This window comes from Actinomadura meyerae (assembly GCF_900188445.1).
GTDB lineage: Bacteria > Actinomycetota > Actinomycetes > Streptosporangiales > Streptosporangiaceae > Spirillospora > Spirillospora meyerae.
In genome coordinates, this window is the sequence record NZ_FZOR01000055.1 from 1 (window position 1) to 25,950 (window position 25,950).

The following is a 25,950-nucleotide window of genomic DNA, read 5'->3' on the forward strand; positions in this document are numbered from 1 at the left end:
TACCGAGTTAAACGTGAGACGGACGAGAACATCACCCACGACTCGCCGGCCACGATCCGATTGATCTGCCCAGCAGCTTAATTTAACGGCATTGCTCCATGATGAGCCATGGCCGCCTTGAGGGGCCCGACCTGGCGGGAAAGCCGTTCGCTACCAAGGGGCCGCACCCCACGGTCAAGCCACTTGAATCGCTCAGCAGCGCCGAGCTGCTGCAATTGTTACGCTGGACGAAAGCCGAGCTGCATCTAGGCGACATCGATGAAGCGGTAAAAAATTCAATGCGCAATGGGCGAGAAAAGACGGCGGGGCATTATACGGGCTCGGATGGCACGAACGTTTCTGTAAGTCCCCGGCGGTGATGGGATGCGTCGGATGCCGGGACTTCTGTTCGTGATCGCTTCGATGCTCGTCGTCGGGTGCGATGACGGCGGTGCGGCCAAGACGAGAGCGCTGCCCGATGTGCGGCCGGTGGTGGATGGTGCTCCCTATCTCTGCGACCTGGTTCCAGAGGCTTCTCTCCGGCGGGTAACGGGGGTGACCGCTCCGCTGAAAAGTGATTGGGCCGGGCCGCAAACGGACAATGGGCTCTGTGTCGTGCTGCAGCCGAAGGGGCCGGGCGTGCTGGGCGTCCAGTGGTCGTACAATCAGGGTGAAAAGATTCTGCGAACGCAGTGGGCTAATTGGGCGCACAAGTCACATTACAAGATCCCGACAGAATTGGGGCGCGGGCTGGCTGGATATGATCCTAGTGGTGGTCTCGACGGGCTGCCCAACTATGTGTTCGCGTTGTTCAGATGTCGGCACAAGAAACTGTGGATCAGTATCGATTTCGCGCGGGTGGTGCGGGGGCGGGATGCGGTGCAGGACATGTTCGACTTCATGCGGATCGCGGAGAAGCGGTTCGGGGAAATTCATAAGTGCACGCCGAGGCCGTCATGAGCAGGGGGCCCGCGTTAGGTGCCGCTGAATTCGAGCGGCGGATCCGGTGTGCAGTGTGGGGGATGGCCGTCACGATGGCGCTGACGGGATGGACGATGGCGCCGTGGATCGAAGTGAGCGGCACACCTCACGTGTTGTGGGAGTTGGCCGCGGTCGAGGTGATCGACGGGCCGGCTTTGTTGCTGCCCGCCTTGATGATGGTCACGCTCTTGCTCGGAGTGGCGGCGAGCGCGGCGGCCACTCGGGCGATGGCCTGTGCAGCGTGGCTGGTGGGGTTGGTCACCTCGGTCTCGACCTTCGCGTTCTCCTTCGATCCCGGGGATAAGTACGACATCGGGTACGGGGCCGGCTATGCGGTGACGCTTTCCGCCGCCTATGTGGTGGTGTTCTTCTGCGTGTGGCGGTCGGCCAAGCGGAAGCCATCGCCCGAGAAGGTCGCGAAGTGGATGGATCCCTCGTTCGGGACGGTCGACAGCCGCTACCGCCGCAGGTGACCTACCGCTGCGCCATGCGGCGGCGTGCGGGCCCGGTTATCGTCGCTCTGGAACGACTTTCCGTCCTCCCCGCGTCGGACGGAGGAAACCGCCGTCGCCCCGGAGGACGTCGATGCCCCTTGAACCGCGCTTCCGGCGGGTCGCCGCTCTTCACCGGCCGTTCGTGGACAGGGAAGCGGTGATGGCCGCCTTCGCCGAGGTGTTAAGCGCTCCGCACGGCTCCCCGTGCGTGTTCAACCTCGTCGGTGTCGGGGGCATCGGCAAGTCCCGGCTGCTGCAGGAGATCGGGCAGCGCAGCGCCGAGACCCACCGGATCGCGACGATCGACCTGCAGGTCCCCGCGATGCGGCAGCAGGAGGACGCACTCGCGGTCCTCCGCGTCGAACTCGGCCGCCAGGGCATCCGCTTCGATCGCTTCGACATCGCCTACGCCGTTCTCTGGCAACGCCTCCACCCGCATCTGCGCCTCTCTCCCAAAGAGCTCCCGTTCGTGGACGAGAGCGAAGCGCTCTCCCAGATCATCGACGGCGCGGCGGGCGTGCCGGTGTTCGGCACCGGCGTGGGGCTGCTGCGCCTGCTGGGCAAAGCGACGAGCGGGATGCGGCAGCGGCACCGGATCAAGTCCGACGACACGCTCGGCCAGCTGGACGACCTGACCAACGCCGAACTCGCCGACGCCGTCACGTACCTGTTCGCCGAGGACCTGCGCGACGGCTCCGACCGCCCCTACGTCATCTTCGTGGACGCCTACGAGGCCCTCGTTCCCGCGTCGGCGCGGTCCGGGCGGGCGGCGGCACAGGACGTCTGGCTGCGCGACCTGATCGCGCAGCTCGACCGGGGAGCGGTCGTCGTGGCCAGCCGCGAACCGCTGGCGTGGGCACGGCAGGACCCCGCCTGGGCCGACGTCATCCGCCACCAGCGGGTGGACGGCCTTCCGATGGCAGCGCGCTTGGAACTCCTCGCGGAGGGCGGCATCACCGACGACGCCGCGCGCCATGCGATCGCGACGGCCAGCCAGGGGCTGCCCTTCTACCTGCACCTCGCCGTGGACACCCGTACGACTGCCCGGCAGGCCGCGGCCGTCTCCTCCGAAGAGATCCTGCAGCGCTTCCTGGCCCATGTGGCCCCCGACGAGATCCGCACCCTCGAACTGCTGAGCGTCGCCAGGATCTTCGATTACGAGATCTTCCAGAGCCTGGCGGACGCGTTCGACCTGCCCCGGCACCGGATGGCCTGGGAGTCGCTCACCGCCTACTCCTTCGTCTACCCCGCCGGGGCCAACGGCCGCCGCCTCCACCAGCTCATGCGCGCGGCACTGCACCGGCGCCTGACCCGGGACACGGCCCGGGACGTGCAGGCCGTCCTGCGGAAGGTGTGGGACGCCCGCGCCGCCGAGGCCCACACGGCGGAGAACGGTGTCGCGACGCGGGCCCGTGCCGTCCGGGAGGCGGCGTACTGCGGCCTCCACGCCGGTGTGCTGTGCGGCGAAGACGTCCTCGCCTACGCCGACCGCGCCATGGTGTACGGCGGGAAGCAGGGCATGGACGGCATCGCCCAGGACCTGCGCGAGCACCTCGACGCCGGTGGCGACGCGGGCCTCGCGCAGACGGCCCGCTGCCTGGAGGCCGAAGCGGCCGTCCTCCTCGGGGACGCCGACACCGCCACCCGCCTCACGCCGTCCATCGACTGGCCTTTGGACGACGTCCCCGGCGCGCGCCTCGCCCTGGCGGGCGCGCATGGCCGCCGCATCGCCGGGGCGACCGGCGAAGCGCAGCGCCTCTTCCGCCAGGTCTGGAACCACCACTCCGGCCCGGTCAGGTTGCGGGCCGGCTTCTGCATGGCGGACCTCGACATGTGCCAGGGCCGGTTCGGCGAAGCGTTGTCGATCACGCAGCAGATCCTTGCCGAGGCTCCTGACAATGACCTCGTGCTGCGCGGCGACGTCGTCCGTCTCCAGCATCTCGGCTACCGCTTCGGCTTCGACCTCGACACGTCCGCGCAGTCCTTGGAGACCGCCGCCGCGCTCTACGCGAGAGCGGGCGCCATCATCGGCCAGGCCGATATCAAGACCAACAGGGCGGAGCTTCTCGCCTGGACCGACCCCGCCGGCGCCATCGACGCCGCGGCGGACGCGCTCGACGCGCAGACCGAGCTCGGCGCCCACCATGAGATCGGGAAGGCCTTCACGGCGCTGGCCATCGCACAGGTCCGCCTCGGGCAGTACGCCCCGGCGGCGGCTTCCTTCCAGGCGGCCACCGAGGCCCTGGAACGGGCGCGCTACCGGTCCGGCCGTGCCCGCGCGGAACTCTTCCGCGCCTTCCTCCACGCCCGGACAGGCGATCGGTCCGCCGCCGTGGCGTCCGCCCGCTGGGCCATCGCGGAACTGGTCGCCGCCGAGGTCTACCCCACGCTCCTCATGGTGGCCGGGCACCTCTTGGACGGTCTCGACGCCGCCGACGACCACACGAAGGGGATCATCGCCCAGGCTCGCGACCAGATCAGCCCACCGAACCTGCTGCCATTCTTGGACGATCAGGCGCGCGCGCTCGTGACGGCCATGCTGGAGGACGGATGAACTGGCGGGACCTGTACGAGCGCGCACGCGCGCACGGCGATTCCGCGGCCGGCTACTACAACGACAACATCCGCGTCGATACCCCCGATGGTCCGGTCATCGTCCGGATTCCGATCCATGGCGCCGACATGATGGACCTGCGGCCCTGGCGGGAGGACCGCGTCCTTTCCGCCATCGCCCCGCACGTCCGCGACGCCCCGCGCCTGATCCACTCCTGCGACGACCCGCCGTTCCAGATCCACGAGTTCATCGCCGGAGACGTCCTCAACGACGTGGCACCGCGCGGCGTCCCCGTCCCGCCCCATGTCCTGGACGATGTCGTACGCCTCTTCACCCAGCTCACGAACGTCCCCGGGCTCCCCGGCACCCCCGCCGACTGGCCGGCCGACGGCGACACGACCGGCTTCGCGCGGCTTCTCTCCGGCCTGACCCAGCGCGTCCACGACACCTTCAGCGCCGAGTACGCCGAGCTCTTCGCCGCCCTCGCGATCCCCGCCGACCCCCTCGCCCCGGTGGACGACCTGTGGCGCGGCCTTGCCCGGCGCCCCTTCACCTGCGTCCACGCCGACGTCCACCGCCGCAATGTCATCGTCGGCGACGGCAGGACGACCTTCCTCGACTGGGAACTCACGCTCTGGGGCGATCCTGTCTACGACCTGGCCGTCCACATTCACAAGATGGGCTACCTGCCTGAAGAACGGGACGCCCTCATCACCCGCTGGCAGGCCGCCATGCCGCCCGAGCACACCACCGGCTGGCAGCCGGACCTGGACGCCTACCTCACGCACGAACGCATCAAGTCGGCCGTTGTCGACTCCGTCCGCTATTCGCAGCTCTTCGCCGCCGATGGCCCTTACCCGTATCCGGAGCGGCAGCTCGTCGCCTCGCTGGCTGCCAAGCTCGACGCCGCGCGTCCCTACTGGGGCATCGCCGAGCCGGTTGAGCCTCGGAGCGTCGAGAAAGCTCTTCGCGGGCGTTGAGCGGCCCGCTGAGACGGGGTCAGTCGGTGGGGGGTAGGGCTACCTGGATTTGGGTTTGTTGGCCGGTGGCTACGAAGAGGCCGCGGCCGGTGGGGCCGCCCAGGGGGGCGTTGCGGGGGAGGCGGAGGCCGAACAGGTCGCCGTCGTCGGGGGAGTCGATGGACAGCAGGACGCCGGAGCGGGAGCGGCGGGTGTCGGAGAGGAAGCCGCGGTAGCCGCGGCCCAGGTCGGCGGTGGTGCCGCCGATGACGACGGCGTGCTCGCCGTCGCGGGCGGTGCGGAGGACGTCGCGGAGGGCGTCGTCCAGGTCGGTCTCGTCGAGGAGTTCGGCGTCGTCGACGATGACGGCGTAGCGGTGCTCGTCGCCGATCGCGTCGGCGAGGTCGTCGGGGTCGGAGTCGGCGGTGAGGACGCCGAGGACGCCGGGGCGGTCCGCGAGGGCGCGGAGCGGGGAGCGGCGGGGGGTGAGCAGGACGACGGGGACGAGGCCGCCGCCCACGGCCGGGTCGAGGAGCGAGTGGACGATCGTGCGGAGGGTGGTGGAGCGGCCGGAGCGGGGCGGGCCGGCGACGGCGAAGCCGGGGCCCTCGTTGAGGAGGTCGACGCCGATGGGGCCGAGGGTGTCGCCGCCGACGCCGACCAGGGCCCACAGCGGTGAGGGGGCGGTGAACTCGGGGTCGAGGGACATGGCCTCGCGGTAGGTGACGCGGACGGGCAGTTCGTCCACGTGGAGGGGGCCGCGGCGGCGGGGGAGGCGGCCGTAGCGGGAGACGCAGGTGCGGGCGATCTCCTGGAGGACGGCCACCTGGGCGGTGCCGGACGGGTCGTCGCCGAGGAGGCAGATCTGGGATTCGCGCGGGGGCGCGTTCGGGGCGGTGGGTTCGAGGGCGCGGCCGGGCGGCATCGCGGCGGGGATCTGCCGGTCCTGGAGGCCGCCGTAGCCGTAGTCGTTCGGGTCGGCCATGCGCAGCAGGAGGCGGCGGTCGAAGACGGTGGAGATCTGGCCGCCGAGGCCGGAGCGGTCGCCGGTGAAGACGGCGCGCAGGCCGACGGCGGCGCCCTCGCGCAGGAGGCGGATGGTCTGGTCGACGAGGCGGCCGTAGTCGTAGTGCTCGAACGCGCCGAGGAAGCCCTCCCAGCGGTCGAGGAGCAGGACCATCCAGGGGAGGCGGTCGGTGGCGGCGACGGCGGCGCGCTGCTCGGCGAGGGAGGCGAAGCCGGCCTCGGCGAGGGTCTGCTGGCGGCGGGCGACCTCGGCGGTGAGGGCGGTGAGGAGGCGCTCGCAGCGGTCGAGCTGGTCGCGGGTGACGACGGCGCCGCAGTGCGGCAGGGAGACCAGCGGGAGCAGCGCGTTGGCGCCGCAGTCGATCGCGTACAGGTGGGCGTCGTAGGGGGAGCAGGACGAGGCGAGGGACCCGGCGATGGTGCGCAGCGCGGTGGAGCGGCCCGACTGGGCGGACCCGGCGAGGTACAGGTGGCCGCCGGCGGCGAGGTCGAGGGCGAGTTCCTCGCGGGACTGGACGGCGGGCAGGTCGGTGATGCCGAACCGGATCGGCGGGACGTCCACGACGGAGCCGCCCGCGGCGGTGCGGGGCGTCAGCCTGATCATCTCGGGCAGCGGGGTCAGCCACGGGGACGGCTGGCGGGCGATGCCGGCGCGGCGGGCGGCCTCGTCGACGGCCTGGACGAGGACGCCGAGGTCGGTGGCGAGGGTGGTGTCGTCGGCGGCCTCGCGGGGGGACGGCAGCGGGTGGCCGAGACCCTGCCAGGGCAGCGGGAGGACGGTGGTGCCGGGGCCGGCGGCGCCGGGGCGGCGGCCGCCGATCCGCGCGGACTGGACGGCCTGCGGCGCCGACACGCCGGAGCGGACGTAGCAGCGGCCCGGAGTCGACTTGGAGATCTGCGCGGCCTCGGGCGAGTCGAGGACGTCGGTCGACTCGTCCGGGTCGGTGACGCGCAGCGCGATGCGCAGGTTGGTGTTGGCGCGGATGTCGGCGGTGACGACGCCGGCGGGCCGCTGGGTGGCGAGGACGAGGTGGACGCCGAGGGACCGGCCGCGGCGGCCGATGTCGACGAGGCCGGTGACGAAGTCGGGCAGCTCGGTGACCATGGCGGCGAACTCGTCGATGACGAGGACGAGGCGCGGCACGGCCGGCAGGCCGGGGTCGGCGGTGCGCATGTCGTTGTAGTCGTCGACGTCCTTCGCGCCCGCGTCGAGGAGGATCTCCTCGCGGCGGCGGAGTTCGGCGGCGAGGGATTCGAGGGCGCGTTCGGTGGCGTGGCCGTCGAGGTCGGTGACCATGCCGACGGTGTGGGGGAGGCGGGCGCAGTCCTTGAACGCGGCGCCGCCCTTGTAGTCGATGAGGACGAACGTCATCTCGTCCGGGCGGTTCGCCACGGCGAGGGACGCGATGAGGGTCTGCAGCAGTTCCGACTTGCCCGCGCCGGTGGTCCCGGCGATGAGGCCGTGGGGGCCGTCGGTCCGCAGGTCGATCTCGAAGGGCTGCCCCGAGCCGATGCCGATGGGGACGCGGGTGGTGCGCCCCATCCGGCCCCATGACTGAAGGATGTGCTCCGCCGTGGGCTCGGGCATGCCGAGGATGTCGAGGAGGCGGACGTCGGTGGGAATGGAGTCGGCGGCGTCTTCGCGGGACACGTCCCGGACGGGGGCCAGCGCGCGCGCCACCCGGTCGGTCCAGGCAGGTGAGACCTGGTCGGCGAGCACGGGCCCGACCACTTCGAGCCCCTGCCCTTGGAGGTGGAGCTGGGACGGACGCTGCGGGTCCCATGCGGCGACCACCTGGCACTCTTCGGGGAGCAGGCGTTCCTCGTCGTCCACGCAGATGGCGTAGAGCCCGTACTCGGAACCCCGCGACAGGAGCATCGGCATGCCGGGCAGGCGGCGCAGTGCGCGCGCGCCGTCGAGCACGATCAGGATGTTGTACGGGACGGACGGCGCAGCGTCCTGCCCGAAGAACGACGATTCGGCCTGTGCGGCACGGCGCCGTTCGGTGACGCGGATCGCGAGTTCGGTGATGCGGTGCGCGGCCGACTCGGGGTCGGCGCCGACGAGGGCGACGCAGTCCTCGCCTTCGCGCGGTGCGCAGTGCGGCAGCCACCGCACCCAGTTCCACTCGTCGCCGGCCTGCTGGTCGGCGGACAGGACGACGATGGCGAGGTCGCGGGGGCTGTGCAGGACGGCGGCCTGCGCGACCATCCACCGGGCCAGCGCGCGCGAGGCGTACCGGGGGCCGGTCAGCCCGATGACGCCCAGCTCGCCGAGGGGCAGCGCCACCGGGACCCGCCGGGCCGCCGGGATCGGCACCGCGCCCGGGTCGCCGGTCAGCTCGATGCGGGCGGGCAGGTCGGCGAGGCCGACCCGCAGGTGCAGGACGTCGGCGTCGTCGCGGCGCCGCTCCCACAGGCGGCGGCGCGGGCCGGTGGCGGTGAGCAGCACCTCGGCGGGGTCGGGGTGCAGGGCGCGCCGCTCGGCCTCGTCCGCGCGCCGCAGCCGCTCCAGCTCGCCGTCGAACTCGCCGGACCGCCGGTGGTACTCCTTCAGCGCCTTCTTGTACGACTTGCGGCCGTGCAGCCGGTCGCCGATCCACTCGCCGACCGTCATCACCGGCCAGGCCAGCGCGAACAGCGCCCACCACCACTGGCCGAGCGCGAACGCCATGACCAGGCCGAACGCCGAGAACAGCAGCGCGCCGAAGAGCCGGAGCCGCTCCCGCGGATTGCGCTCGGGGCGCTTCGGGACGTCCAGCGTCCGCATCCGGTCGGCCGGATGCAGCCGCGGCGGCCGGTTGAACGCGAGCCCGCCCTCGGGGAGCGGCTCCAGGTGGGCGTCGGGCGCGGCGCTCGGGGCGAGCGCGAGCACGCTGTCGCCCACCGTCAGCAGCGCGTCCGCGGGCCAGGCCGTCTTCGCGCCGAGCGGCGTGCCGTCCAGCGCGGCGGCGCCCTGCATCGTCATCGCGGACGCCTCGACCTCGACGGCGTCGCGCCCGACCGTGAGCCGCAGGGACCGCGCCGGGACGGACGGGTCGTCCAGCACCACGTCGACGTCGCGCCCGGACCCGATGGTGCTGGTGCCGAGCCCGAGCCGGTGCACCGACCCGGCGGCCGGGCCGCCGACGACGCGGACCTCGACCAGGCCGGTCGGCTCGGCGAGGACGGTGGCGGCGGCGCCGCGCTGCTCGACCGCGACGACGGCGCCGTCCCGCAGTTCCTTGACGGCGAGGGCCTGCGGGTCGAGCATCCGGCCGTCCATCCACAGCGCCCGCCGCGGGCCGCGCCCGTCCTTGGCGAGCAGGGCCGCCTTGGAGAAGCGCGGCGCGGGGGCGGGCGGGGCGCCGTCGAGGACGGCGGCGAGCGACTGCGCGATCCCGCCGACGGTGGCCTCGGCGTCGGCGTCGATGACGACGTCGCGCGGGCCGCCGCCGGTCAGCGCCGTGAACGAGATCCGCATCCGAGCCTCCGACGTCCGCTGGTCGACCGGAGTCAGCTTAGGCACCAACCCCCGCCGACTTCCGGTAGGCGGCGATGATCGTTTCGAGGGCGTCGTCCAGCGGGGTGGGAGCCATCCCGAACGTCGCCTGAAACGCGGAGGAGTCGAGAATGTACGGCTTGTCGAACTGGTAGCGGGTTGACCGCAGCTCCTTGAGCATCGGGGAGAACAGCCCGAGCGCGTGGAACACGGCGCGGGGCACCTCGGTGACCCGCGGCGCGGGCGCCCCCGCGAGCGCGCACAGCCGCTCGGCGACCTCCAGCGTGGACACCGCCGGCGCCGTCGGGACGTGCCAGACCCGGCCGAGGGCCCGCTCGTCCGTGCCGGCGATGGCGAGCGCCTCGGCGACGTCCGGCAGGTACGTCCAGGGGTGTGGGACGGACGGGTCGCTGAAGTACGGCACCCGCTTGCCTGCGAGCAGCGGCTTCACGAACCGGGTCTCGCCGATGTACGCCTGGTCGGTGCTGCCGGGCCCGTAGAAGTCGGACGGCCGCAGCTCGGTGGTCCTGATGCGGCCCGCCTCGTGCGCGGCGAACGCGTCCCGCGACATCGTCGCCCGCACCCGGCCCTTGGTGTCGGCCGCGGCGAGCGGCAGGTCCTCGGTCATCGGCCCGTCCACCGGCCCGTACAGGTACAGGTTGCTCAGCGTGACCAGCACGGCCCCGGTGTCCTCGGCGGCGCCGAGGAAGGACGCCGCCATCGGCGGCCAGTCCTGCGCCCAGCGGTGGTACTTCGGGTTGACGCAGTTGTAGAGCGCGTCCGCGCCCTTGGTGACCTCCGTCAGCCGTGCCCGGTCGGCGACGTCGGCGGCGACCCGCTCGACGCCCTCCGGCCCCGATCCCGACCGCGTCACGACGACGACGTCGTGCCCCCTCGCGGTGAGCCGGTCGGCGAGGTGCGCCCCGACCTGCCCCGCTCCGACGATCACGTGCCTGCCCATGGCCTGCTCCCTCGGTTCAGTGCTCTGTAACGAGAGCAATGCTCTCTCCAGAGAGCGGTGTTGTCAAGAGCAGTGCTCTCGCTTCAGTGCGTCGCTCTGCTAACCTCGGGCCATGAGCAGACGGAACGGGGCGCGGGCCCGGCGCGGCGGGCGCGCATGAGCGCGGGACGGACGGCGCGCGAGCGGGTGCGCGCCGAGCTGACCAGGGAGATCACCGAGACCGCGCGGCGGCACCTGGCCACCGAGGGCGCGGCGGGACTGTCGCTGCGCGCGGTCGCCCGCGAGATGGGCATGGTGTCGTCGGCGATCTACCGGTACTTCCCGAGCCGCGACGACCTGCTGACCGCGCTGATCATCGACGGCTACAACGCGGTCGGGGAGGCCGTCGAGCGCGCCGACGCGGCCGCCGACCCCGGCGACTTCGGCGGCCGGTGGCTCGCGGTGTGCAGGGCCGTCCGGGAATGGGCGCTGGAGCATCCCCACGAGTACGCCCTGCTGTACGGGTCGCCCGTCCCCGGTTACACGGCGCCGCAGGACACCGTCCCCGCCGCCGTCCGCGACACGGTCGTCTTCGCGCGCATCATCTCCGACGCGTACGCCGCGGGTGCGCTCGACCCGGCAGGGCCGCTTCCGCCCCCGCCGTCCTCGCTCGCCGACGACCTGGCTCACGCGCGCTCCGTGCTGCCCATGGATCTGCCCGACGATGTGCTGACTCGCGCCTTCACCGCATGGGCCGGCCTGTACGGAACTGTCAGCTTTGAATTGTTCGGGCAATTCACCAACGTGATCGACGAGGAACGGGCCGCGTACTTCGACCACTCCATGGCCCTGCTCGGCCGCCTCGTCGGCCTGGAACCGTGACGCGGCGGGGCCTCGCGGGGTGTCCGGACGTGTCCAGCATGTGGTCAGTGACGCATGTGACTGGTGGTAAGTAGCCGTGTGATCGGAGAATTCGCAGCTCATCACCGTCTGCTCGGATACGGAACGGCTTCACCTCACCGAATCCATTGACGGGACCTTGCCGCCCCCGCAAGCATGGATCGCTCGGTATGCGCGGACACCCGCGGGACGGGTGCCGCGGGAGGGCGGGAAGGAGCGCGTGGGCAGCGCGATGAAGGCCAACCAGTCGATCGTCTCCGGCGGTGGCGCGGCGGGCTCGTCCGGCGGGGCGGCGGGGCTCGGCCGGTCGGGGCTCGGCACCTCCGGGGGGCAGCGGCTCCCCGCCTCGCCGCGCGAGCGCAAGCCCGCGCTGGCGGCCCTCGCGGTGCTGCTGATCCTCGGCGGCGCCCTCGCCAGCGCCTACCTGGTGATGGCGAGCGGGGAGCGGGTCTCGGCGATCCGCGTCGCGCAGCCGGTCGCCGCCGGGCAGCCGATCCCGGCGAGCGCGCTGGAGGAGGTCCAGATCGGCGACACCGGGATCCAGTACCTCGCCTGGACGGAGCGGGCCAAGGTGACCCGGTACATCGCGGCCGTCCCGCTGGTGAAGGGCGCCCTGCTGACCAACGGCATGATCAGCCCGGCGACCGCCCCGGAGAGCGGGCGGGTGATCGTCGGGCTCGCGCTCAAGGCCGGGCAGATGCCGTCCGGGGACGTCGTCCAGGGCAGCCACGTCACCCTCTACGCGGTCGGCGGCGGCCAGAACGGCGGCCCGCGCGCCGGCACGGTCCTCGCCCAGGACGCCGTCGTGATCGGGATCGGCGCCCGCGACGAAGGCGGCCCGACCCGGCTCCGCTCCGACCAGACCAGCGTGGACGTCGCCGTCCTCCCGGCCGACGCGCCGCAGGTGACGCAGGCGGCCTCCGCAGGCGCGGTGGCGCTCGCGCTGCTGCCGCCCGGGACGAAGCCCGCCGCGGCCGGCAAGCCCTCCCGCGAGGACTCCGGCGGCACCGAGGGCGTGCAGCCCGTCCCCGGCGGCACGCCGAACAGCGGTAGCACGCCGAACGGCGGCGCCACGCCCAACAGCGGCGGAACGCCCAACAGCGGCGGCACGGGCGGCGGACGCCAGGGCACCGGTACGGGCACGGGCACGGGCGGTAACTGACGGTGGCTCTCATCGCGCTCGCGGCCGACAAGGGGGCGCCGGGCGTCACGACCGCGGCGGTCGCGCTCGGCGCCGTGTGGCCGCGCCCCGTGCTGGTCGCGGAGTGCGACCAGGCGGGCGGCGACCTCGTGTACCGGCTGCCCGCCGCCGCGCCGGACGGCGGGGACGGCGACGGCGGCATGCTGAACCCGTCCCGCGGCCTGCTCAGCCTTGCCGCGACGGCCCGCCGCGGCCTGCGCCCCGACCAGATCGCCGAGCACTGCCAGCGGCTCGTCGGCGGCCTCGACGTGCTCGTCGGGCTCACCAACGCCGAGCAGGCGCAGGCGATGACCTGGCTGTGGGGGCCGCTCGGCCGGGCGTTCGCCGGGCTCGCCCCGGTGGACGTGATCGCCGACTGCGGCCGGCTCGGCGCGGGCGGCCCGCTGCTCGACCTGCTGCGCGAGGCCGACCTGGTCGTCCTGCTCACCCGCGCCACCCTGGAGCAGGTCGCGCACCTGCGCGAGCGCGTCACCGCGCTCACCGCCGAGCTGCGCGGCGGCCCGCCGATCGGGGTGCTGGTGCTCGCCGACCCGCGCGACTTCCGCGGCTCGGTCGCCGAGGTCGACCGGATCATCGTGCGCAACCGCGTCCCGGCCGCCGACCCGGGGCAGGGCCCGCCGCCGCCGGGCGTGACCGTCCTCGGCGGCCTCGCCCTCGACCCGAAGGGCGCCGAGCTGCTGTCCGGGCGGTGGGGCGGGCGGCTGGACCGCTCGCTGCTCATCCGGTCGGCGCGCGAGGTGGCGGCCGACCTCACCGGACGGCTCGCCGCCGCCGGCCCGGCGCCCGCCGCACCGGCCGCACCGATGGGGCCGGCTCCCGAAGCGGCCGACATGCCCGCGGGCGTACCTCAGGAAGGGAGGCGCTAGATGGACCACGGGCTCGTCAAACGCCTCCGCCAGGAGGTCGGCGACCGGCTGGCGCAGCAGCGCCGGCTGGACGCGGCGAACGGCCTGCAGCCGATGACCCCCGAGGACGAGCGGCAGTTCGCCCGCGCGCTCATCGGCCAGGTGCTGGAGGAGTACGCGCGCGGCGAGATCACCTCCGGGCGGCGCCCGCCGAACGCCGAAGAGGAGGAGGCGCTCGCCGCCGGTGTGCACGCGGCGCTGTTCGGCGTCGGCCGGCTCCAGCCCCTGCTGGAGGACCCCGAGATCGAGAACATCGACATCAACGGGTGCGACCGCGTGTTCATCGGCTACGCCGACGGCCGCGAGGTGATGGGCGAGCCGGTCGCCGAGAGCGACGAGGAGCTCGTCGAGCTGATCCAGATCCTCGCCGCCTACAGCGGGCTGTCGTCGCGGCCGTTCGACACCGCGAACCCGCAGCTCGACCTGCGGCTGCCGGACGGCTCGCGGCTGTCGGCCGTGATGGACGTGACCGTCCGCCCCGCGCTGTCGATCCGCCGCGCCCGGCTCGGCAAGGTGTTCCTCGCCGACCTGGTGGGCAACGGCACGCTCACCCCCGAGGTCGGGCAGTTCTTCCGCGCCGCCGTGCTGGCCCGCAAGAACATCATGATCGCCGGGGCGACCAACGCGGGGAAGACGACGCTGCTGCGCGCGGTCGCCAACGAGATCCCGCCGCACGAGCGGCTCATCACCGTCGAGCGCGCCCTCGAACTCGGCCTGGACGCCTTCCCCGAGCTGCACCCGAACTGCGTCGCGTTCGAGCAGCGGCTGCCGAACTCCGAGGGGCAGGGCGCGATCTCGATGGCCGAGCTGGTCCGCCGGTCGCTGCGGATGAACCCGTCCCGGGTGATCGTCGGCGAGGTGCTCGGCGACGAGATCGTCACGATGCTGAACGCGATGACGCAGGGCAACGACGGGTCGCTGTCCACCATCCACGCGAACTCCTCGGTCGAGGTGTTCAACCGCGTCGCGACGTACGCGATCCAGTCGGAGGAGCGGCTGCCGGTCGAGGCGACGCACATGCTGATCGCGGGCGCGATCGACTTCGTCGTGTTCATCGAGAAGCGCAACGACTACGCCTCCGGCGGGCGGCTGCGCCGCTACGTGGCCAGCGTCCGGGAGGTCACCGGCGTGGACGGGCGGGTCCTGTCGTCGGAGGTGTTCGCGATGGGCCCCGGCGGGTACGCGGTGCCGTCCGCGCCGATCGCGTGCGCCGCCGAACTGGCCGAGCACGGCTACGACCCGTCCGCCGGGGGCGCGTGGTGACCGGGCGCGCGGGGCCGGCCGGGGGTGAGCGCTGATGTACGCGCCGGACGTCCTGCTCGCCGTCATCGCCGGCGCCCTGGTGGGCGGCGGTGTCCTGCTGTTCGTCGTCGCCCTGCGCGGGCTGCCGCCCCGGCGCGGGCCCGCGCGCGGCCGCAGCCGCGAGGACCTCGTCCGCACCCTCACCACCCGCACCGCCGTCGCCGTCATCGTCGGCTTCCTCGTGCTGATCGTGACGCGGTGGCCGATCGCCGCCGCCGGCACCGGCGCGCTCGTCCTCGCCTGGGAGGGCCTGGCGGGCGGCGCCGCCGAGGAGCGCCGGGGCATGGCGCGGCTGGAGGGCCTCGCCGCCTGGACGGAGTCGCTGCGCGACACGATCGCGGGCGCGGTCGGCCTGGAGCAGGCCATCCCCGCCTCGCAGCGCGCCGCCGCACCCGCCCTCCAGCAGCCGCTGCGCGACCTCGTCGACCGGCTGCACACCCGCGTCCCGATGCCGGAGGCGCTGCGCCGGTTCGCCGACGACATCGACGACCCGTCCGCGGACCTGGTCGTCGCCGCGCTGATCCTCAACGCCAAGCTCCGCGGCCCCGGCCTGCGCGACATGCTGAGCGCCCTCGCGGCGTCCGCCCGCGCCGAGCTCGACATGCGGCGCCGCGTCGAGGCCGACCGGCGCGCCACCCGGCGCAGCGTCCGCATCGTCGTCGCCGTCTCGGTGGGGACGGCCCTCGCCCTCGCCGTGTTCAACCACTCCTACGTCGAGCCGTACGACGACTTCCTCGGGCAGCTCGTCCTGTGCGTCGTCGTCGCGCTGTACGGGGCCGCGTTCCTGTGGCTGCGCCGCCTCGCGCGCTACGAGCTGCCGGGCCGGTTCCTCAGCGAGCCGCGCCGGACCGCCGAGCCGGGCGTGCCCGGCGAGATGCCGAGCACGGTCGCCGGATGGCAGGGCGACGGCGGGCGGCAGGCCGGGCAGGAACCGCCGCTGCGCGGCCGGCACACGATGGACGCCGGAGGGGGTGGCGCGACGTGAACGGGGCGATGCTCGCCGGCGCCGCCGTCGGCCTCGGCCTGTACCTGCTGGTCCGGGCGCTGTTCCCGGCCCGTCCCGGCCTCGCCGCGCGGATGGCCGCGCTCGACGCCGCCCGCCGCCGCGACCTGGAGGAGCAGCGGCTCGGACACCCCGGCGGCGGCGCGGCCCGGCCGCGGGGCACCGCGCCGATGCTGGAGCGCGCTGGCGGGATGCGCGCCCGGCTCGGCCACGAGCTGGCGAAGCTCTGCGAGGCGCGCGGCTGGCGGCTGCGCTCCGTCCGCGCCGACCTGGCGATCACCGACCGGTCGCTGGAGGCGTTCCTCGCCACCAAGTTCCTGCTCCCGGCGGGCGCGCTGCTGTTCATCCCGCTGATCGTCGCCTACTTCACGCTGCTCGGGCTCGGCTCGTCCGTCGCCGTCCCCGCGTGGATCTGCGTGCTGTTCGCCGTGCTGTTCTTCTTCTACCCCGACATGCAGCTCCGGCAGGAGGCGCAGGCCCGCCGGCAGGACTTCCGGCACGTCGTCGGCGCGTTCCTCGACCTCGTCTCGATGAACCTCGCGGGCGGGCGCGGCGTCCCGGAGGCGCTGCTCACCGCGTCGAACGTCGGCGAGGGCTGGGCCATGCACCGCATCCAGGACGCCCTGGCCAACGCCCGCATCACCGGGCGGACGCCCTGGCAGGCGCTCGGCCGGCTCGGCGAGGAGCTCGACGTCGCCGAGCTGCGCGACCTCGCCGGGGCCCTCGCGCTCGTCTCCGACGACGGCGCGCAGATCCGCAAGTCGCTCGCCGCCCGCGCCGCGTCCATGCGCAGCCGGGAGCTGTCGGAGCTGGAGGGCAAGGCGGGCGAGCGCTCGCAGTCGATGCTCGTCGCGCAGCTGTTCCTGTGCGCCGGATTCCTGATCTTCCTCGCCTACCCGGCCCTGATGCGGGTGCTCGCCTCATGACCCGCCGCGCCCGGACGCAGGGGCCGTCCGCCGAACCCGTGGAGGTGCCCGAATGGAACCGCTGAACCCCCTGGACCATCCGTCCGTCGTGTACCTGCGCGCCGTCCTCGGCGCGCGGGTGGCGCGGCTGCGCGCGGAGGAGGACCGCAGCCGCGGCGCGTCCGCGATCGAGTGGGCGATCATCACCGCGATCCTCGCGCTGATCGCGATCACCATCGGCGCGGTGATCCAGAAGAAGATCCAGGACAAGGCCAACAGCATCAACACGGGCTGACCCCCGATGCGGCTCCGGGAGCGCGCGGCCCCCCTCCTGCGGTCCGACGCGGGCGTGTCGTCGATGGAGTGGGCGCTGCTCACGCCGATCCTCATCCTGGTGATGCTCGTCGTCGTGCAGTTCGCCATGGTCTTCCACGCCCGGCACGTCGCGCTCGCCGCGGCGCAGTCGGGCGCCCGCGTCGCGCGGACCTCCCCGGTCGGCGGCGGCTGGGAGGGCGCCGCGACCGCGAAGGCGGCCGGGTCGGTCCGCGAGATCGGCCCGGACCTGCTGAGCGGCCTCCAGGTGCGGGCCGGCGAGGAGAACGACGAGCGGTGGGTGGAGGTCAGCGGCGAGGCCGTCCGGGTCGTGCCGTTCCTGACGTTCCACGTGTCGCAGCGCTCGCAGGGGCCGATCGAGTGCTTCCGGCCGGACGTCGGCTCCGGCACCGCCTGCCAGCGGGGGGCCGGGCCGTGACGGACGAACTGCGCGAGCGGGGCTCGATGTCGCTGGAGATGGTGCTCGTCACGCCCATCTTCATCGCGTTCCTGCTCTTCCTCGCCGGCGCGGGCCGGATGGTGGACGCCAAGAGCCAGGTGGACGGCGCCGCCCGGGACTCCGCCCGCGCCGCGTCCATCGCCCGCAGCGCCGGGTCCGCGCAGGCCCTCGCCGCCGACACCGCCGCCGCCGGGATGCGCGGCACCGACTGGTGCTCGGGCGGTCCCACCGTCCAGACGGACGTGTCCGACTGGGGGCCGGGCGGGAGCGTCGGCGTGACCGTCACGTGCGACGTCGACCTCGGCGACCTGGCGTTCATCGGGCTGCCCGGCAGCAAGCGCCTCCAGGGCCACGCCATCGCGCCCGTCGACACCTTCACCAACCGAGGCACGGACGCCGGTGACCCGGGGGCCGCGCCATGAGGCCCGCCGCGCCCGTCGCACGCGCCGCTCACGACCGCCGCGGGGACGACCGCGGCACGATCGCGATGTACACGGTGCTGTTCACGCCGGTCGTCCTGCTGCTGGCCGGGCTGCTGGTGGACGGCGGCCTCGCCATCCACGCCCGGCAGCGCGCCGCCGACATGGCGGAGCAGGCGGCGCGGGCGGGCGCCAACCAGATCGACACCGCCAGGCTGCGCGAGACCGGCGACCCCGTCCTCGACCCGGGCCGTGCCCGCGCGGCGGCGTGCGACCTGCTCGCCGCCCATCCGGACGAGGTGACCGCGTCGCGGTGCGACGCCAACGAGCAGGAGGTCGCGGTCTCCGTCCAGATCAGCGTGCGGCCGCAGCTCCTCGGGATCATCCCGGGCTTCGGCGCGTTCGAGATGACCGCGGGCGCCACCGCCCGGCCGGTCACCGGAGGCGAAGGCCCGTGATCGAGCGCGAGAACACATTTACGATGAGGGCGACCTCCGGCGAAACGGCAGGGACGCGATGGTGACGCGGCAGGGACGGCGGGCGCCCGTCCGGGTGAACGGGCGCCGCAGCGCGGGCGACATTCTGGCCGGGATCGGCGCGGTCATCGCGCTGGCCGCACTGCTGGCCGGCGTCCCGCTCGCGCTGGTCGCGGCGTTCGGATCACCGCTGCCCGACCACCTGCCGTCCATGTCCGACCTCACCCAGAAGGTCGGGCCCGGATCGCTGATCGCGATCCTGGTCGCGCTGGTGTGGCTCGCCTGGCTGCAACTCGCGGCGTGCGTCGTCGTCGAGGTGTACGCGGGCGTGCGGGGCGTCGGCGTGCCCGCGCGGGTGCCGCTCGCGGGCGGGACGCAGTCGCTCGTGCACCGGCTCGTCGTGGCCGCGCTGCTGCTGTTCACCGCGACCACCACGATCATGCCGGCGTTCACCGCGGGCGGGCTCGCGCAGCGCCCGGCCGCGGCGGCGGAGGCACCGGCGCCGCAGACGCGGCCCCAGGCGCAGACGTTCCAGCAGGTGGCGGACGCCCCGGAGCATCCGGCCGCCGAGGCCGCCGGCCGCGTCGCGGCCGATCTGACCGCGGACCCGGTGGAGAAGTCCGCCACCACGAAGATCTACCGGGTGCAGCCGCCGGAGGGCCGGCACCACGAGAGCCTGTGGGAGATCGCGGAGAAGTGCCTCGGCGAGGGCCGCCGCTACAAGGAGATCTACGCCCTCAACAAGAACCACATCCAGCCGGACGGGACGCGGCTGACGATCGCGAGCCTGATCCGTCCGGGCTGGATCCTGGAGATGCCGGCGGACGCCAAGGGCGCGAAGGTCGTCCCGGTCAAGGACCTGAACGACTACTTCCGGTACGGGCACGCCGTCCCGGACGAGCCGGAGCGGCCCGCCCCCGCGCCCGCCCCGGCTCCGCCGAAGCAGCAGCAGCCCGCGCAGCCTCCTGCGAGCCAACCTCCGGCGAGCCAGCCTCCGGCGACGCAGCCGCCCGCCTCCCAGCCTCCGGCTTCGCAGGCGCCGCCCGCGTCGCCGGCCCCGGCGCCGGAGCACACCCCCGCGCCCGAGCAGAGCCCCGCACCTGAGCAGAGCCCCGCACCTGAGCAGAGCAAGGCGCCCGAGCAGGAGGCGCCGCGCGGGTCGGAGCCCGCGCATCCGCCCGCGCACGCCGAAGGCCCGTCCGGTGAGATGGGTGGGAAGGCCGGCAGCGGCGGCGCCGACGTCCCCGGCAAGGACGGGCAGCACCAGGAGGAGACCGGCTCGGCGTTCGACCTCGGCTGGCCGCAGGGCCTCGCCGCCGCGTCGCTGATCGCCGCCGGGCTGCTCGGCGTGCTCGGCCGGCGCCGCCGCCTCCAGCTGTGGAACCGCGCGTTCGGGCACATGGTCGTCCGGCCGGAAGGGGCGGCGGCGGAGACGGAGCGGGCGCTGCGGATCGGCGCCGACGACGACGCCGCCAAGCTCCTCGACCTCGGCCTGCGGCACATGTCGAAGTCGATGGCGGCGGGCGGCCGCGCGCTCCCCACCGTCTACGGCGTGCATCTCGGGCGCGGCAGCCTCGACCTGTGGATCGCGCCCGCCGACCGCAACCCGCCCGCCCCCTGGCAGGCGTTCGACGACGGCCAGGTGTGGCGGCTGCGCGACGACGCGCTGCCCATGCTGGAGGCGTCCGACCTCGGCGACGTCCTCGCCCCCTACCCGGGCCTCGTGTCGATCGGCACGAACGCCAGCGGCCGCATCCTCGTCGACCTGGAGGCCGCGCACGGGCTGATCGCGGTGCGCGGCGACGAGGACGCCCGGCGGGCCGCGCTGTCGGCGATCGCGCTGGAGCTGGCCACCAACCGCTGGTCCGACCACATGCGGATCACGCTCGTCGGGTTCGACGCCGAGCTGGGCGAGGGCCTCACCGAGATCGCTCCGGACCGGGTCCGCGCCGTCCCGACCCTGCACGACGCGCTGCCGGAGCTGGAGGGGCGCAGCGAGGAGGTGCGGCAGGCGCTCGCCGCGTCCGGCGTCGACTCGGTGCTCACCGGACGCTGCCGCGGCGTGTTCGGCGAGGCGTGGATGCCGCACTACCTGATCATGGCGGACCGCCCGGACGAGCAGGCCGCCGACCGGCTCGTCGCGCTCGCCCGCACCGGCACCCGGATGGCCGCCGGGTACATCGTCCCCGGCGACGTGCAGGGCGCCACCTGGACCTGGGACGTCGACGCCGCCGGGCGCCTCCAGGCGGGCGTGCTCGGCTTCGATGTGGAGGCGCAGCTCGTCCGCGACGACGAGTACCGCGGCGTGTTCGAGCTGTTCCGCACGGCGGAGCGGCTCGACTCGGTGCAGCTTCCCGGCCTGGCCGGGGGCGCCGAGCCGCCGGCGGCGCAGCAGTCCTCGGTCGACATCCGGCTGCTCGGCCCCATCGAGGTCGACGCGCCGGGGCCGATGGACGAGAGCCGCCGCGCGCTCTGCACCGAGGTGCTGGTGTTCCTCGCCGCGCACCCGGAGGGCGTCCACCCGACGGTGCTGTCCGGCGCGGTGTGGCCGCGCGGCGTGAGCGCGGGCGTCCGCGACGCGACCGTGGCCCGCGTGTCGGACTGGCTCGGCCGGGACGCGCGCGGCCGCCCCAACCTGTACCACGACGAGCGCGGGCGGATCCGGCTCGGCTCGGAGGTGCGGGTCGACATCGCCGTGTTCCGCTGGCTGGTGTGGCGGTCGGCGGCCGAGCCCGCGTCCGAGACCGCCTACATGGCGTACGCGCTGGACCTCGTCCGCGGCCCGCTGCTCGCCGACCGCCCCCGCGGCCGGTACGCGTGGCTGGCGAACCACGACCTGGAGTACGAGACGCCCGCGCGGATCATCGACGTCGCGCACCGGCTCGTCGTGCTGCGGCTGGAGGAGGGCGACCCGCGCGGCGCGGTGAGCGCGGCCCGCGCCGGGCTGCGGCTCGCGCCCGACGACGAGGGCCTGTGGCGCGACCTGCTCCGCGCGACCCACGCGACCGGCGACGTCGCGCAGGTGCGGGTGGTCGTGGACGAGCTGCGCTCCCGCATCGCCCGCGACCCCTACCTCGACCAGCTCCAGCCGGAAACGGAGGCTCTGGTGGAGGAGCTCGTCCCGGACTGGCACCGCGTCGGGTCGCGCTAGCCGGCCGGATACGGCTAGCGGTACAGGCCGGTGCCGCCGAGCGAGTACCGGCCCGGCTGCGGGTGGACGCACAGGCCCGCCGGGCGGCCCCCGACCCGCACCTTCCGCAGGACGCGGCCGGTGCCGGTGGACACCGCGTAGACGACTCCGGCGGGGTCGGCGAGCCACAGCTCCGTCCCGTCCGACGACACGCCGCCCGGCACGGGGGAACCGCCGCCGGGCAGCGGCCAGCGGGACACCGCCCGCCGGGTGCGGAAGTCGACGGCGGTCAGCGTGCCGTCGCCCACCACGAACAGGCGCCGCGCGTCCCGGCTGACCGCGAGGCCGCGGGCGCCCGGCGCGGTCCGGACGAACCCGGCCAGGGCGAAGCGCCGCGCGTCCACCAGCCAAACCCCGCCCTCGGCCGCGTCCGCGACGAGGAACACCGCGCCGTCGGGGGAGAGCCGCAGATCGCCGGGCCGGGCCCCCGCGGGCAGCCGCAGCGTCCCCGCGACGCGCCGCCCGGCGAGATCGACGAGCGCCAGCTCACCGGCGGCCGTGCACGTCGCGACCAGGAACCGGCCCCGGATGGTGAAGTCGGCGTGGGCCGCCGAGCACGGCATCGGCACCGACGCGCGCAGCGCCATCGTCCGCGGGTCGCGCACGTCGACGCGGCGCGGGCCGCGCGCCGGGACCAGCGCGTCCCGCCCGTCCGGCGTGAAGTACAGCCCGGCCGGGCCGGGGACCCGCACCGGCCGCCCGCGCCGCCCCCCGTGCGGCCCGATCGGGACCAGCAGGCCGCGCCCGCGGTCGGCCGCCCACAGCCGCCGCAGATCCCACGACGGCACGACCCGGGACGCCGCCGCCCCGGTGCGGTACCGCCCGACGACCCGGGCCGCGCCGGGATCGACGACGTCGAGGTACCGGCCGTTCGCGACGTAGATCCGCGGCGGCAGCCCCCGCGCGTTCGGCGCGATCATGCCGGGGCCGGTGGCCGCGTACACCCGCCCGCCCGCCGGCGCGACCGGCACCCCGCCGGGATCGGCGGCGCGGCGCTCGCCGTCCGGCCGCACCCGCAGGTACGGCGCCGGACCGCCCAGCCCCACCACGGGATCGTCGGCGGACGGCTCCGCGGGACGGTGGAACGGCACGGCCGGACCGCACCCGGCCAGCACCCCGGACGCCATCGTGAGGGCCGCGGCGAACGGCAGCGCGGCGGCCCGTGCTCGTGCCCGCATCACGGCCGGACCCTACCGGCGCGCGACGCTCAGTGTCCGCCCAACAGCGAAACGTGTTCGACGTGGCCTCGGCAGCTCAGTCGGTGTCATTTGTGGGGGACGACCCCCACGCCCCCGGGAAGGCTCCGACTGCCCGTCGCCTTCCGCTCCGCTGGCGCTCCGCTCCAGGCGCCGGTCAGTCGGAGGTCCCGATCCCTATCCCGAACTCGCGGTAGACGCGCTCCCAGAAGCCGTCGCGGAGCCAGGTGCGGGCCTCCTGGTAGGGGCGCAGGGATGAGCCCAGCTCCTTCTCGGCCTCGATCAGCAGTTCCTTGTCGATGACGGGCGGCAGGATCGGGCCGGGGAGCAGGTCGCGGATGTTGTCCCGGCCCCGCTCGAAGATCCACTTCTGGGCGACGTGCTCGCCGATCTCCAGCATGTGGTCGCGGTCGGGGCCGAGCTTGCCGTCGGTCTGGGCGGCGGTGGAGTTCAGCGAGGCGGCGACCGTGGCGGGGGTCGCGGAGCCCGGCACCGGGACGGTCGCGCGGACGGCGGCGGGCACCGGCTTGACCGACGGGGGCTTGCCCGCGAACACCTGGGACGGCGACGGGACGGGGTTCGCGCGCTGCGCGGCGGCCGCGGCGTCCCGGACGGCGGCGGCGCTGCCCGGCGCGGGCACCGGCAGCACCTTGGCCTTGGTGAAGTACGGGCGGAGGAACTCGGCGGGCAGCACCTCGACGGTGTCGGACTCCCACACCAGCCATTCGGCCTGGTTGGAGCCGTGCGTCGGCTCGACGCCCCACAGGTGCACGCGGACGCCGTAGCGCTGCGCGGCCTCCACGGCGGGCAGCATGTCCTCGTCGCCGGCCAGCAGCACCGCGTCGGTGATCGCGCGGTGCCGGGCGAGGGCCTCCAGGTCGGCGCGGAGCTGGGCGTCCACGCCCTTCTGCTGGCCCTGCGCGTTCAGGTTGCCGAGCCGCAGCTTCACCAGCGGCAGGTTGGCGATCACGCGCTGGTCGACCGTGGGCTGCTTCTTCGGCGCGGCGTCGAACCAGTAGACCCGCAGCAGCTCGCCGCGCCGCTGCCCGTCGGCGTGGTCGGTCAGCGCCTTGATCAGCTTCTCGGCGGCGACCCGGTACTCGCGCCGGGATCCGCAGCCGAGCAGCAGCGCACCGGAGGCCGCGTAAAGGTATCCCGCGTCGACGAAGATGGCGTATCGCGCGGGCTGTGCAACGTACTCCGAGGTGGCCATGGCCTTCCACCTTATTCGTGCGGAGGCCCCCACTGGGTGCGAACCACGGTTACATCTCGCTACGGGCGGTCCGCGGGGAGTCGGCGCGCGGCCCGCCGCGCCGCGGACGGGAGGGCAGGTCAGCGCGGTAGGGCGCTGGCCCGCCAGGCACCCGGGCCGCGCGGCTCCAGGTCGCCCGCGAACGTGTTGCGGACGAGCCTGGACCGGTCCGCCCAGCGGGACGGGCGGGCCGGGCGGTCGCCGTCGCGCGCCGCCGCCGCGGCCCGCGCGCGGGCGGTCAGCACGGCGACGAGCGCGGCGATCTCCTCCGGTCCCGGGTCGCCCCGGACGATCTGCAGGAAGGGCTTCTGCTCGGAACTCACGAAATCCGGCCTTCCAGGAGAGTCCGGGTCACAGCGGGATGTTCCCATGCTTCTTCGGCGGCAGCGTCTTGCGCTTCTCGCGCAGCGCGCGCAGCGCCCGCACGACCTGCCCGCGCGTCTCCGACGGCTTGATCACGTTGTCCACGTAGCCGCGCTCGGCCGCGATGTAGGGGTTGGCGAGCGTGTCCTCGTACTCGGTGATCAGCTCGGCGCGGCGGGCGTCGGGGTCGTCCGCGGCGGCCAGCTCGCGCCGGTACAGGATGTTGACCGCGCCCTGCGCGCCCATCACCGCGATCTGCGCGGTCGGCCACGCCAGGTTGACGTCGGCGCCGAGGTGCTTGGACCCCATGACGTCGTAGGCGCCGCCGTACGCCTTCCGGGTGATGATCGTGACGAGCGGGACGGTGGCCTCGGCGTAGGCGTACAGCAGCTTCGCGCCGCGCCGGATGATGCCGTTCCACTCCTGGTCGGTGCCGGGCAGGAAGCCGGGGACGTCCACGAAGGTCAGCACCGGGATGTTGAAGGCGTCGCAGGTCCGGACGAACCGGGCGGCCTTCTCGGAGGCGTCGATGTCGAGCGTCCCGGCGAACTGCATCGGCTGGTTCGCGACGATGCCGACGGAGTGGCCCTCGACGCGGCCGAACCCGACGATGATGTTGGGCGCGAACTGCTCCTGGACCTCCAGGAACTCGCCGTCGTCCAGTACCCGCTCGATCGCGGTGTGCATGTCGTACGGCTGGTTCGGCGAGTCGGGGATGAGGGTGTCGAGCTCCTCGTCCAGCTCGGTGACGTCCACCGGCACGTCGAACGCGGGCGCGTCGGACAGGTTGTTGGACGGCAGGTACGACAGCAGCGCCTTGACGTACTCGATCGCGTCGTCCTCGTCCGACCCCTGGTAGTGGGCGACGCCGGACTTGGAGTTGTGCGAGTGCGCCCCGCCTAGCTCCTCCATCGTGACCTCTTCACCGGTGACCGTCTTGATCACGTCCGGGCCGGTGATGAACATGTGGGACGTCTGGTCGACCATGACGATGAAGTCGGTGATCGCCGGGGAGTACACCGCGCCGCCCGCGCACGGCCCCATGACCAGCGAGATCTGCGGGATGACGCCGGAGGCGTGCACGTTCCGCTTGAAGATCTCCGCGTACAGGCCGAGCGCGACCACGCCCTCCTGGATCCGCGCGCCGCCGGAGTCGTTGATGCCGATCACCGGGCAGCCGGTCTTGATCGCGTGGTCCATGACCTTGCAGATCTTCTCGCCGAAGACCTCGCCCAGCGACCCGCCGGAGACGGTGAAGTCCTGGCTGAACACCGCGACCGGGCGCCCGTCCACCGTGCCGTGGCCGGTGACGACTCCGTCGCCGTAGGGCCGGTTCTTCTCCATCCCGAAGTTGGTGGAGCGGTGCCGCGCCATCTCGTCGAACTCCACGAACGAGCCGGGGTCGAGCAGCGCGTCGATCCGCTCCCGGGCGGTCATCTTGCCCTTGGCGTGCTGCTTCTCCACGGCGCGCGCGGAGCCGGCGTGAACCGCCTCGTAGCGCCGCCGCTCCAGGTCCGCGATCTTTCCCGCCGTGGTGTGGAGGTCGTAGTCCACGGGGGGCTCAGGGGCTTCCGTCGCCATGCCGGTCAGGGTAACCGGCGACTGATACCGCTCCTGCGGCCGGGTGCCGGTGACCGGGACGAACCCCGTCC

22 protein-coding genes are annotated in these 25,950 nt (G+C 73.9%); 16 read left to right on the forward strand and 6 right to left on the reverse strand.

From position 1 onward, the window contains the following. Positions 1 to 98 precede the first annotated feature (98 nt). The 5 genes from CHF16_RS39860 (at position 99) to CHF16_RS35460 (ending at position 4,988) form a co-directional block, all read left to right on the forward strand. A complete protein-coding gene (locus CHF16_RS39860) occupies positions 99 to 359 on the forward strand; it encodes a hypothetical protein (RefSeq protein WP_143228248.1) in 261 nt (86 codons plus the stop codon). 13 nt (positions 360 to 372) lie between these two features. Then, entirely contained in the window at positions 373 to 939 is a 567-nt protein-coding gene (locus CHF16_RS39865; protein ID WP_143228249.1) for a hypothetical protein, read from the forward strand. A 62-nt stretch (positions 940 to 1,001) separates the two neighbouring features. After that, complete coding sequence (locus tag CHF16_RS35450) at positions 1,002 to 1,433, forward strand: hypothetical protein (protein WP_143228250.1); 432 nt, start codon at positions 1,002 to 1,004, stop codon at positions 1,431 to 1,433. Between the two features lie 112 nt (positions 1,434 to 1,545). Further along, positions 1,546 to 4,008, forward strand: a complete 2,463-nt coding sequence (locus CHF16_RS35455) for an aminoglycoside phosphotransferase family protein (RefSeq protein WP_143228251.1) — start codon at positions 1,546 to 1,548, stop codon at positions 4,006 to 4,008. Continuing rightward, the gene (locus CHF16_RS35460) at positions 4,005 to 4,988 is read left to right on the forward strand and encodes a phosphotransferase family protein (protein ID WP_089330564.1); all 984 of its coding nucleotides are present in this window, start codon (positions 4,005 to 4,007) and stop codon (positions 4,986 to 4,988) included. Before CHF16_RS35455 ends, CHF16_RS35460 begins: the two co-directional genes overlap by 4 nt. Positions 4,989 to 5,007: 19 nt before the next feature. Here the strand turns inward: CHF16_RS35460 and CHF16_RS35465 are convergent, their stop codons facing one another. Next, positions 5,008 to 9,456, reverse strand: a complete 4,449-nt coding sequence (locus tag CHF16_RS35465) for an FtsK/SpoIIIE domain-containing protein (protein ID WP_089330565.1) — start codon at positions 9,454 to 9,456, stop codon at positions 5,008 to 5,010. 37 nt (positions 9,457 to 9,493) lie between these two features. Beyond that, positions 9,494 to 10,435, reverse strand: a complete 942-nt coding sequence (locus CHF16_RS35470; RefSeq protein ID WP_089330566.1) for an NAD-dependent epimerase/dehydratase family protein — start codon at positions 10,433 to 10,435, stop codon at positions 9,494 to 9,496. 156 nt (positions 10,436 to 10,591) lie between these two features. On the opposite strand from CHF16_RS35470, the gene CHF16_RS35475 reads away from it, so the two are divergent. From CHF16_RS35475 to CHF16_RS35525, 11 genes are all read left to right on the forward strand, one after another. Then, positions 10,592 to 11,296: a TetR/AcrR family transcriptional regulator gene (locus tag CHF16_RS35475; RefSeq protein ID WP_089330567.1), complete on the forward strand. Its 705-nt coding sequence runs from the start codon at positions 10,592 to 10,594 to the stop codon at positions 11,294 to 11,296. Between the two features lie 238 nt (positions 11,297 to 11,534). Next, positions 11,535 to 12,476 carry a CpaB family protein gene (locus CHF16_RS35480; protein ID WP_245869733.1) on the forward strand — a complete coding sequence of 314 codons (942 nt, stop codon included), beginning with the start codon at positions 11,535 to 11,537 and terminating at the stop codon, positions 12,474 to 12,476. A gap of 2 nt (positions 12,477 to 12,478) precedes the next feature. After that, a complete protein-coding gene (locus CHF16_RS35485) occupies positions 12,479 to 13,381 on the forward strand; it encodes a hypothetical protein (protein WP_245869734.1) in 903 nt (300 codons plus the stop codon). Then, a complete protein-coding gene (locus tag CHF16_RS35490; protein ID WP_089330568.1) occupies positions 13,382 to 14,683 on the forward strand; it encodes a TadA family conjugal transfer-associated ATPase in 1,302 nt (433 codons plus the stop codon). A gap of 34 nt (positions 14,684 to 14,717) precedes the next feature. After that, a complete protein-coding gene (locus CHF16_RS35495; protein WP_089330569.1) occupies positions 14,718 to 15,707 on the forward strand; it encodes a type II secretion system F family protein in 990 nt (329 codons plus the stop codon). Continuing rightward, positions 15,704 to 16,651, forward strand: a complete 948-nt coding sequence (locus CHF16_RS35500) for a type II secretion system F family protein (RefSeq protein ID WP_089330570.1) — start codon at positions 15,704 to 15,706, stop codon at positions 16,649 to 16,651. Before CHF16_RS35495 ends, CHF16_RS35500 begins: the two co-directional genes overlap by 4 nt. 52 nt (positions 16,652 to 16,703) lie before the next feature. Next, positions 16,704 to 16,925, forward strand: a complete 222-nt coding sequence (locus tag CHF16_RS35505; RefSeq protein WP_245869735.1) for a Flp family type IVb pilin — start codon at positions 16,704 to 16,706, stop codon at positions 16,923 to 16,925. 6 nt (positions 16,926 to 16,931) lie between these two features. After that, positions 16,932 to 17,381: a TadE family protein gene (locus CHF16_RS35510; RefSeq protein ID WP_089330571.1), complete on the forward strand. Its 450-nt coding sequence runs from the start codon at positions 16,932 to 16,934 to the stop codon at positions 17,379 to 17,381. Next, complete coding sequence (locus CHF16_RS35515; protein WP_245869736.1) at positions 17,378 to 17,824, forward strand: TadE family protein; 447 nt, start codon at positions 17,378 to 17,380, stop codon at positions 17,822 to 17,824. Before CHF16_RS35510 ends, CHF16_RS35515 begins: the two co-directional genes overlap by 4 nt. Next, positions 17,821 to 18,279, forward strand: a complete 459-nt coding sequence (locus tag CHF16_RS35520; protein ID WP_245869737.1) for a pilus assembly protein TadG-related protein — start codon at positions 17,821 to 17,823, stop codon at positions 18,277 to 18,279. The genes CHF16_RS35515 and CHF16_RS35520 overlap by 4 nt, the downstream gene beginning before the upstream one ends. Before the next feature lie 61 nt (positions 18,280 to 18,340). Next, on the forward strand, positions 18,341 to 21,448 hold the full coding sequence (locus CHF16_RS35525) for a BTAD domain-containing putative transcriptional regulator (RefSeq protein ID WP_425427541.1): 3,108 nt from the start codon (positions 18,341 to 18,343) through the stop codon (positions 21,446 to 21,448). Positions 21,449 to 21,462: 14 nt separating this feature from the next. Here CHF16_RS35525 and CHF16_RS35530 read toward each other — a convergent pair whose 3' ends face one another. The 4 genes from CHF16_RS35530 to CHF16_RS35545 all read right to left on the reverse strand — a co-directional run bounded on the left by CHF16_RS35530 (position 21,463) and on the right by CHF16_RS35545 (position 25,879). Continuing rightward, entirely contained in the window at positions 21,463 to 22,668 is a 1,206-nt protein-coding gene (locus tag CHF16_RS35530; protein WP_143228252.1) for a YncE family protein, read from the reverse strand. A 172-nt stretch (positions 22,669 to 22,840) separates the two neighbouring features. Continuing rightward, complete coding sequence (locus CHF16_RS35535; RefSeq protein ID WP_089330574.1) at positions 22,841 to 23,896, reverse strand: NYN domain-containing protein; 1,056 nt, start codon at positions 23,894 to 23,896, stop codon at positions 22,841 to 22,843. Between the two features lie 119 nt (positions 23,897 to 24,015). Beyond that, entirely contained in the window at positions 24,016 to 24,258 is a 243-nt protein-coding gene (locus tag CHF16_RS35540) for an acyl-CoA carboxylase subunit epsilon (RefSeq protein ID WP_245869738.1), read from the reverse strand. A 28-nt stretch (positions 24,259 to 24,286) separates the two neighbouring features. Next, on the reverse strand, positions 24,287 to 25,879 hold the full coding sequence (locus CHF16_RS35545) for an acyl-CoA carboxylase subunit beta (protein WP_089330593.1): 1,593 nt from the start codon (positions 25,877 to 25,879) through the stop codon (positions 24,287 to 24,289). Between the last annotated feature and the right edge of the window lie 71 nt (positions 25,880 to 25,950).

Excerpts from the sequence above, each read along its gene's own strand:
- CHF16_RS35545 (WP_089330593.1), bottom strand. The coding sequence starts at position 25,879 with ATGGCGACGGAAGCCCCTGAGCCCCCCGTGGACTACGACCTCCACACC.
- CHF16_RS35495 (WP_089330569.1), top strand. The coding sequence starts at position 14,718 with ATGTACGCGCCGGACGTCCTGCTCGCCGTCATCGCCGGCGCCCTGGTG.
- CHF16_RS35520 (WP_245869737.1), top strand. The coding sequence starts at position 17,821 with ATGAGGCCCGCCGCGCCCGTCGCACGCGCCGCTCACGACCGCCGCGGG.
- CHF16_RS39860 (WP_143228248.1), top strand. The coding sequence starts at position 99 with ATGATGAGCCATGGCCGCCTTGAGGGGCCCGACCTGGCGGGAAAGCCG.
- CHF16_RS35505 (WP_245869735.1), top strand. The coding sequence starts at position 16,704 with ATGGAACCGCTGAACCCCCTGGACCATCCGTCCGTCGTGTACCTGCGC.
- CHF16_RS35510 (WP_089330571.1), top strand. The coding sequence starts at position 16,932 with ATGCGGCTCCGGGAGCGCGCGGCCCCCCTCCTGCGGTCCGACGCGGGC.
- CHF16_RS35460 (WP_089330564.1), top strand. The coding sequence starts at position 4,005 with ATGAACTGGCGGGACCTGTACGAGCGCGCACGCGCGCACGGCGATTCC.
- CHF16_RS35455 (WP_143228251.1), top strand. The coding sequence starts at position 1,546 with ATGCCCCTTGAACCGCGCTTCCGGCGGGTCGCCGCTCTTCACCGGCCG.
- CHF16_RS35490 (WP_089330568.1), top strand. The coding sequence starts at position 13,382 with ATGGACCACGGGCTCGTCAAACGCCTCCGCCAGGAGGTCGGCGACCGG.
- CHF16_RS39865 (WP_143228249.1), top strand. The coding sequence starts at position 373 with ATGCCGGGACTTCTGTTCGTGATCGCTTCGATGCTCGTCGTCGGGTGC.
- CHF16_RS35470 (WP_089330566.1), bottom strand. The coding sequence starts at position 10,435 with ATGGGCAGGCACGTGATCGTCGGAGCGGGGCAGGTCGGGGCGCACCTC.
- CHF16_RS35535 (WP_089330574.1), bottom strand. The coding sequence starts at position 23,896 with ATGGCCACCTCGGAGTACGTTGCACAGCCCGCGCGATACGCCATCTTC.
- CHF16_RS35465 (WP_089330565.1), bottom strand. The coding sequence starts at position 9,456 with ATGCGGATCTCGTTCACGGCGCTGACCGGCGGCGGCCCGCGCGACGTC.
- CHF16_RS35475 (WP_089330567.1), top strand. The coding sequence starts at position 10,592 with ATGAGCGCGGGACGGACGGCGCGCGAGCGGGTGCGCGCCGAGCTGACC.
- CHF16_RS35450 (WP_143228250.1), top strand. The coding sequence starts at position 1,002 with ATGGCCGTCACGATGGCGCTGACGGGATGGACGATGGCGCCGTGGATC.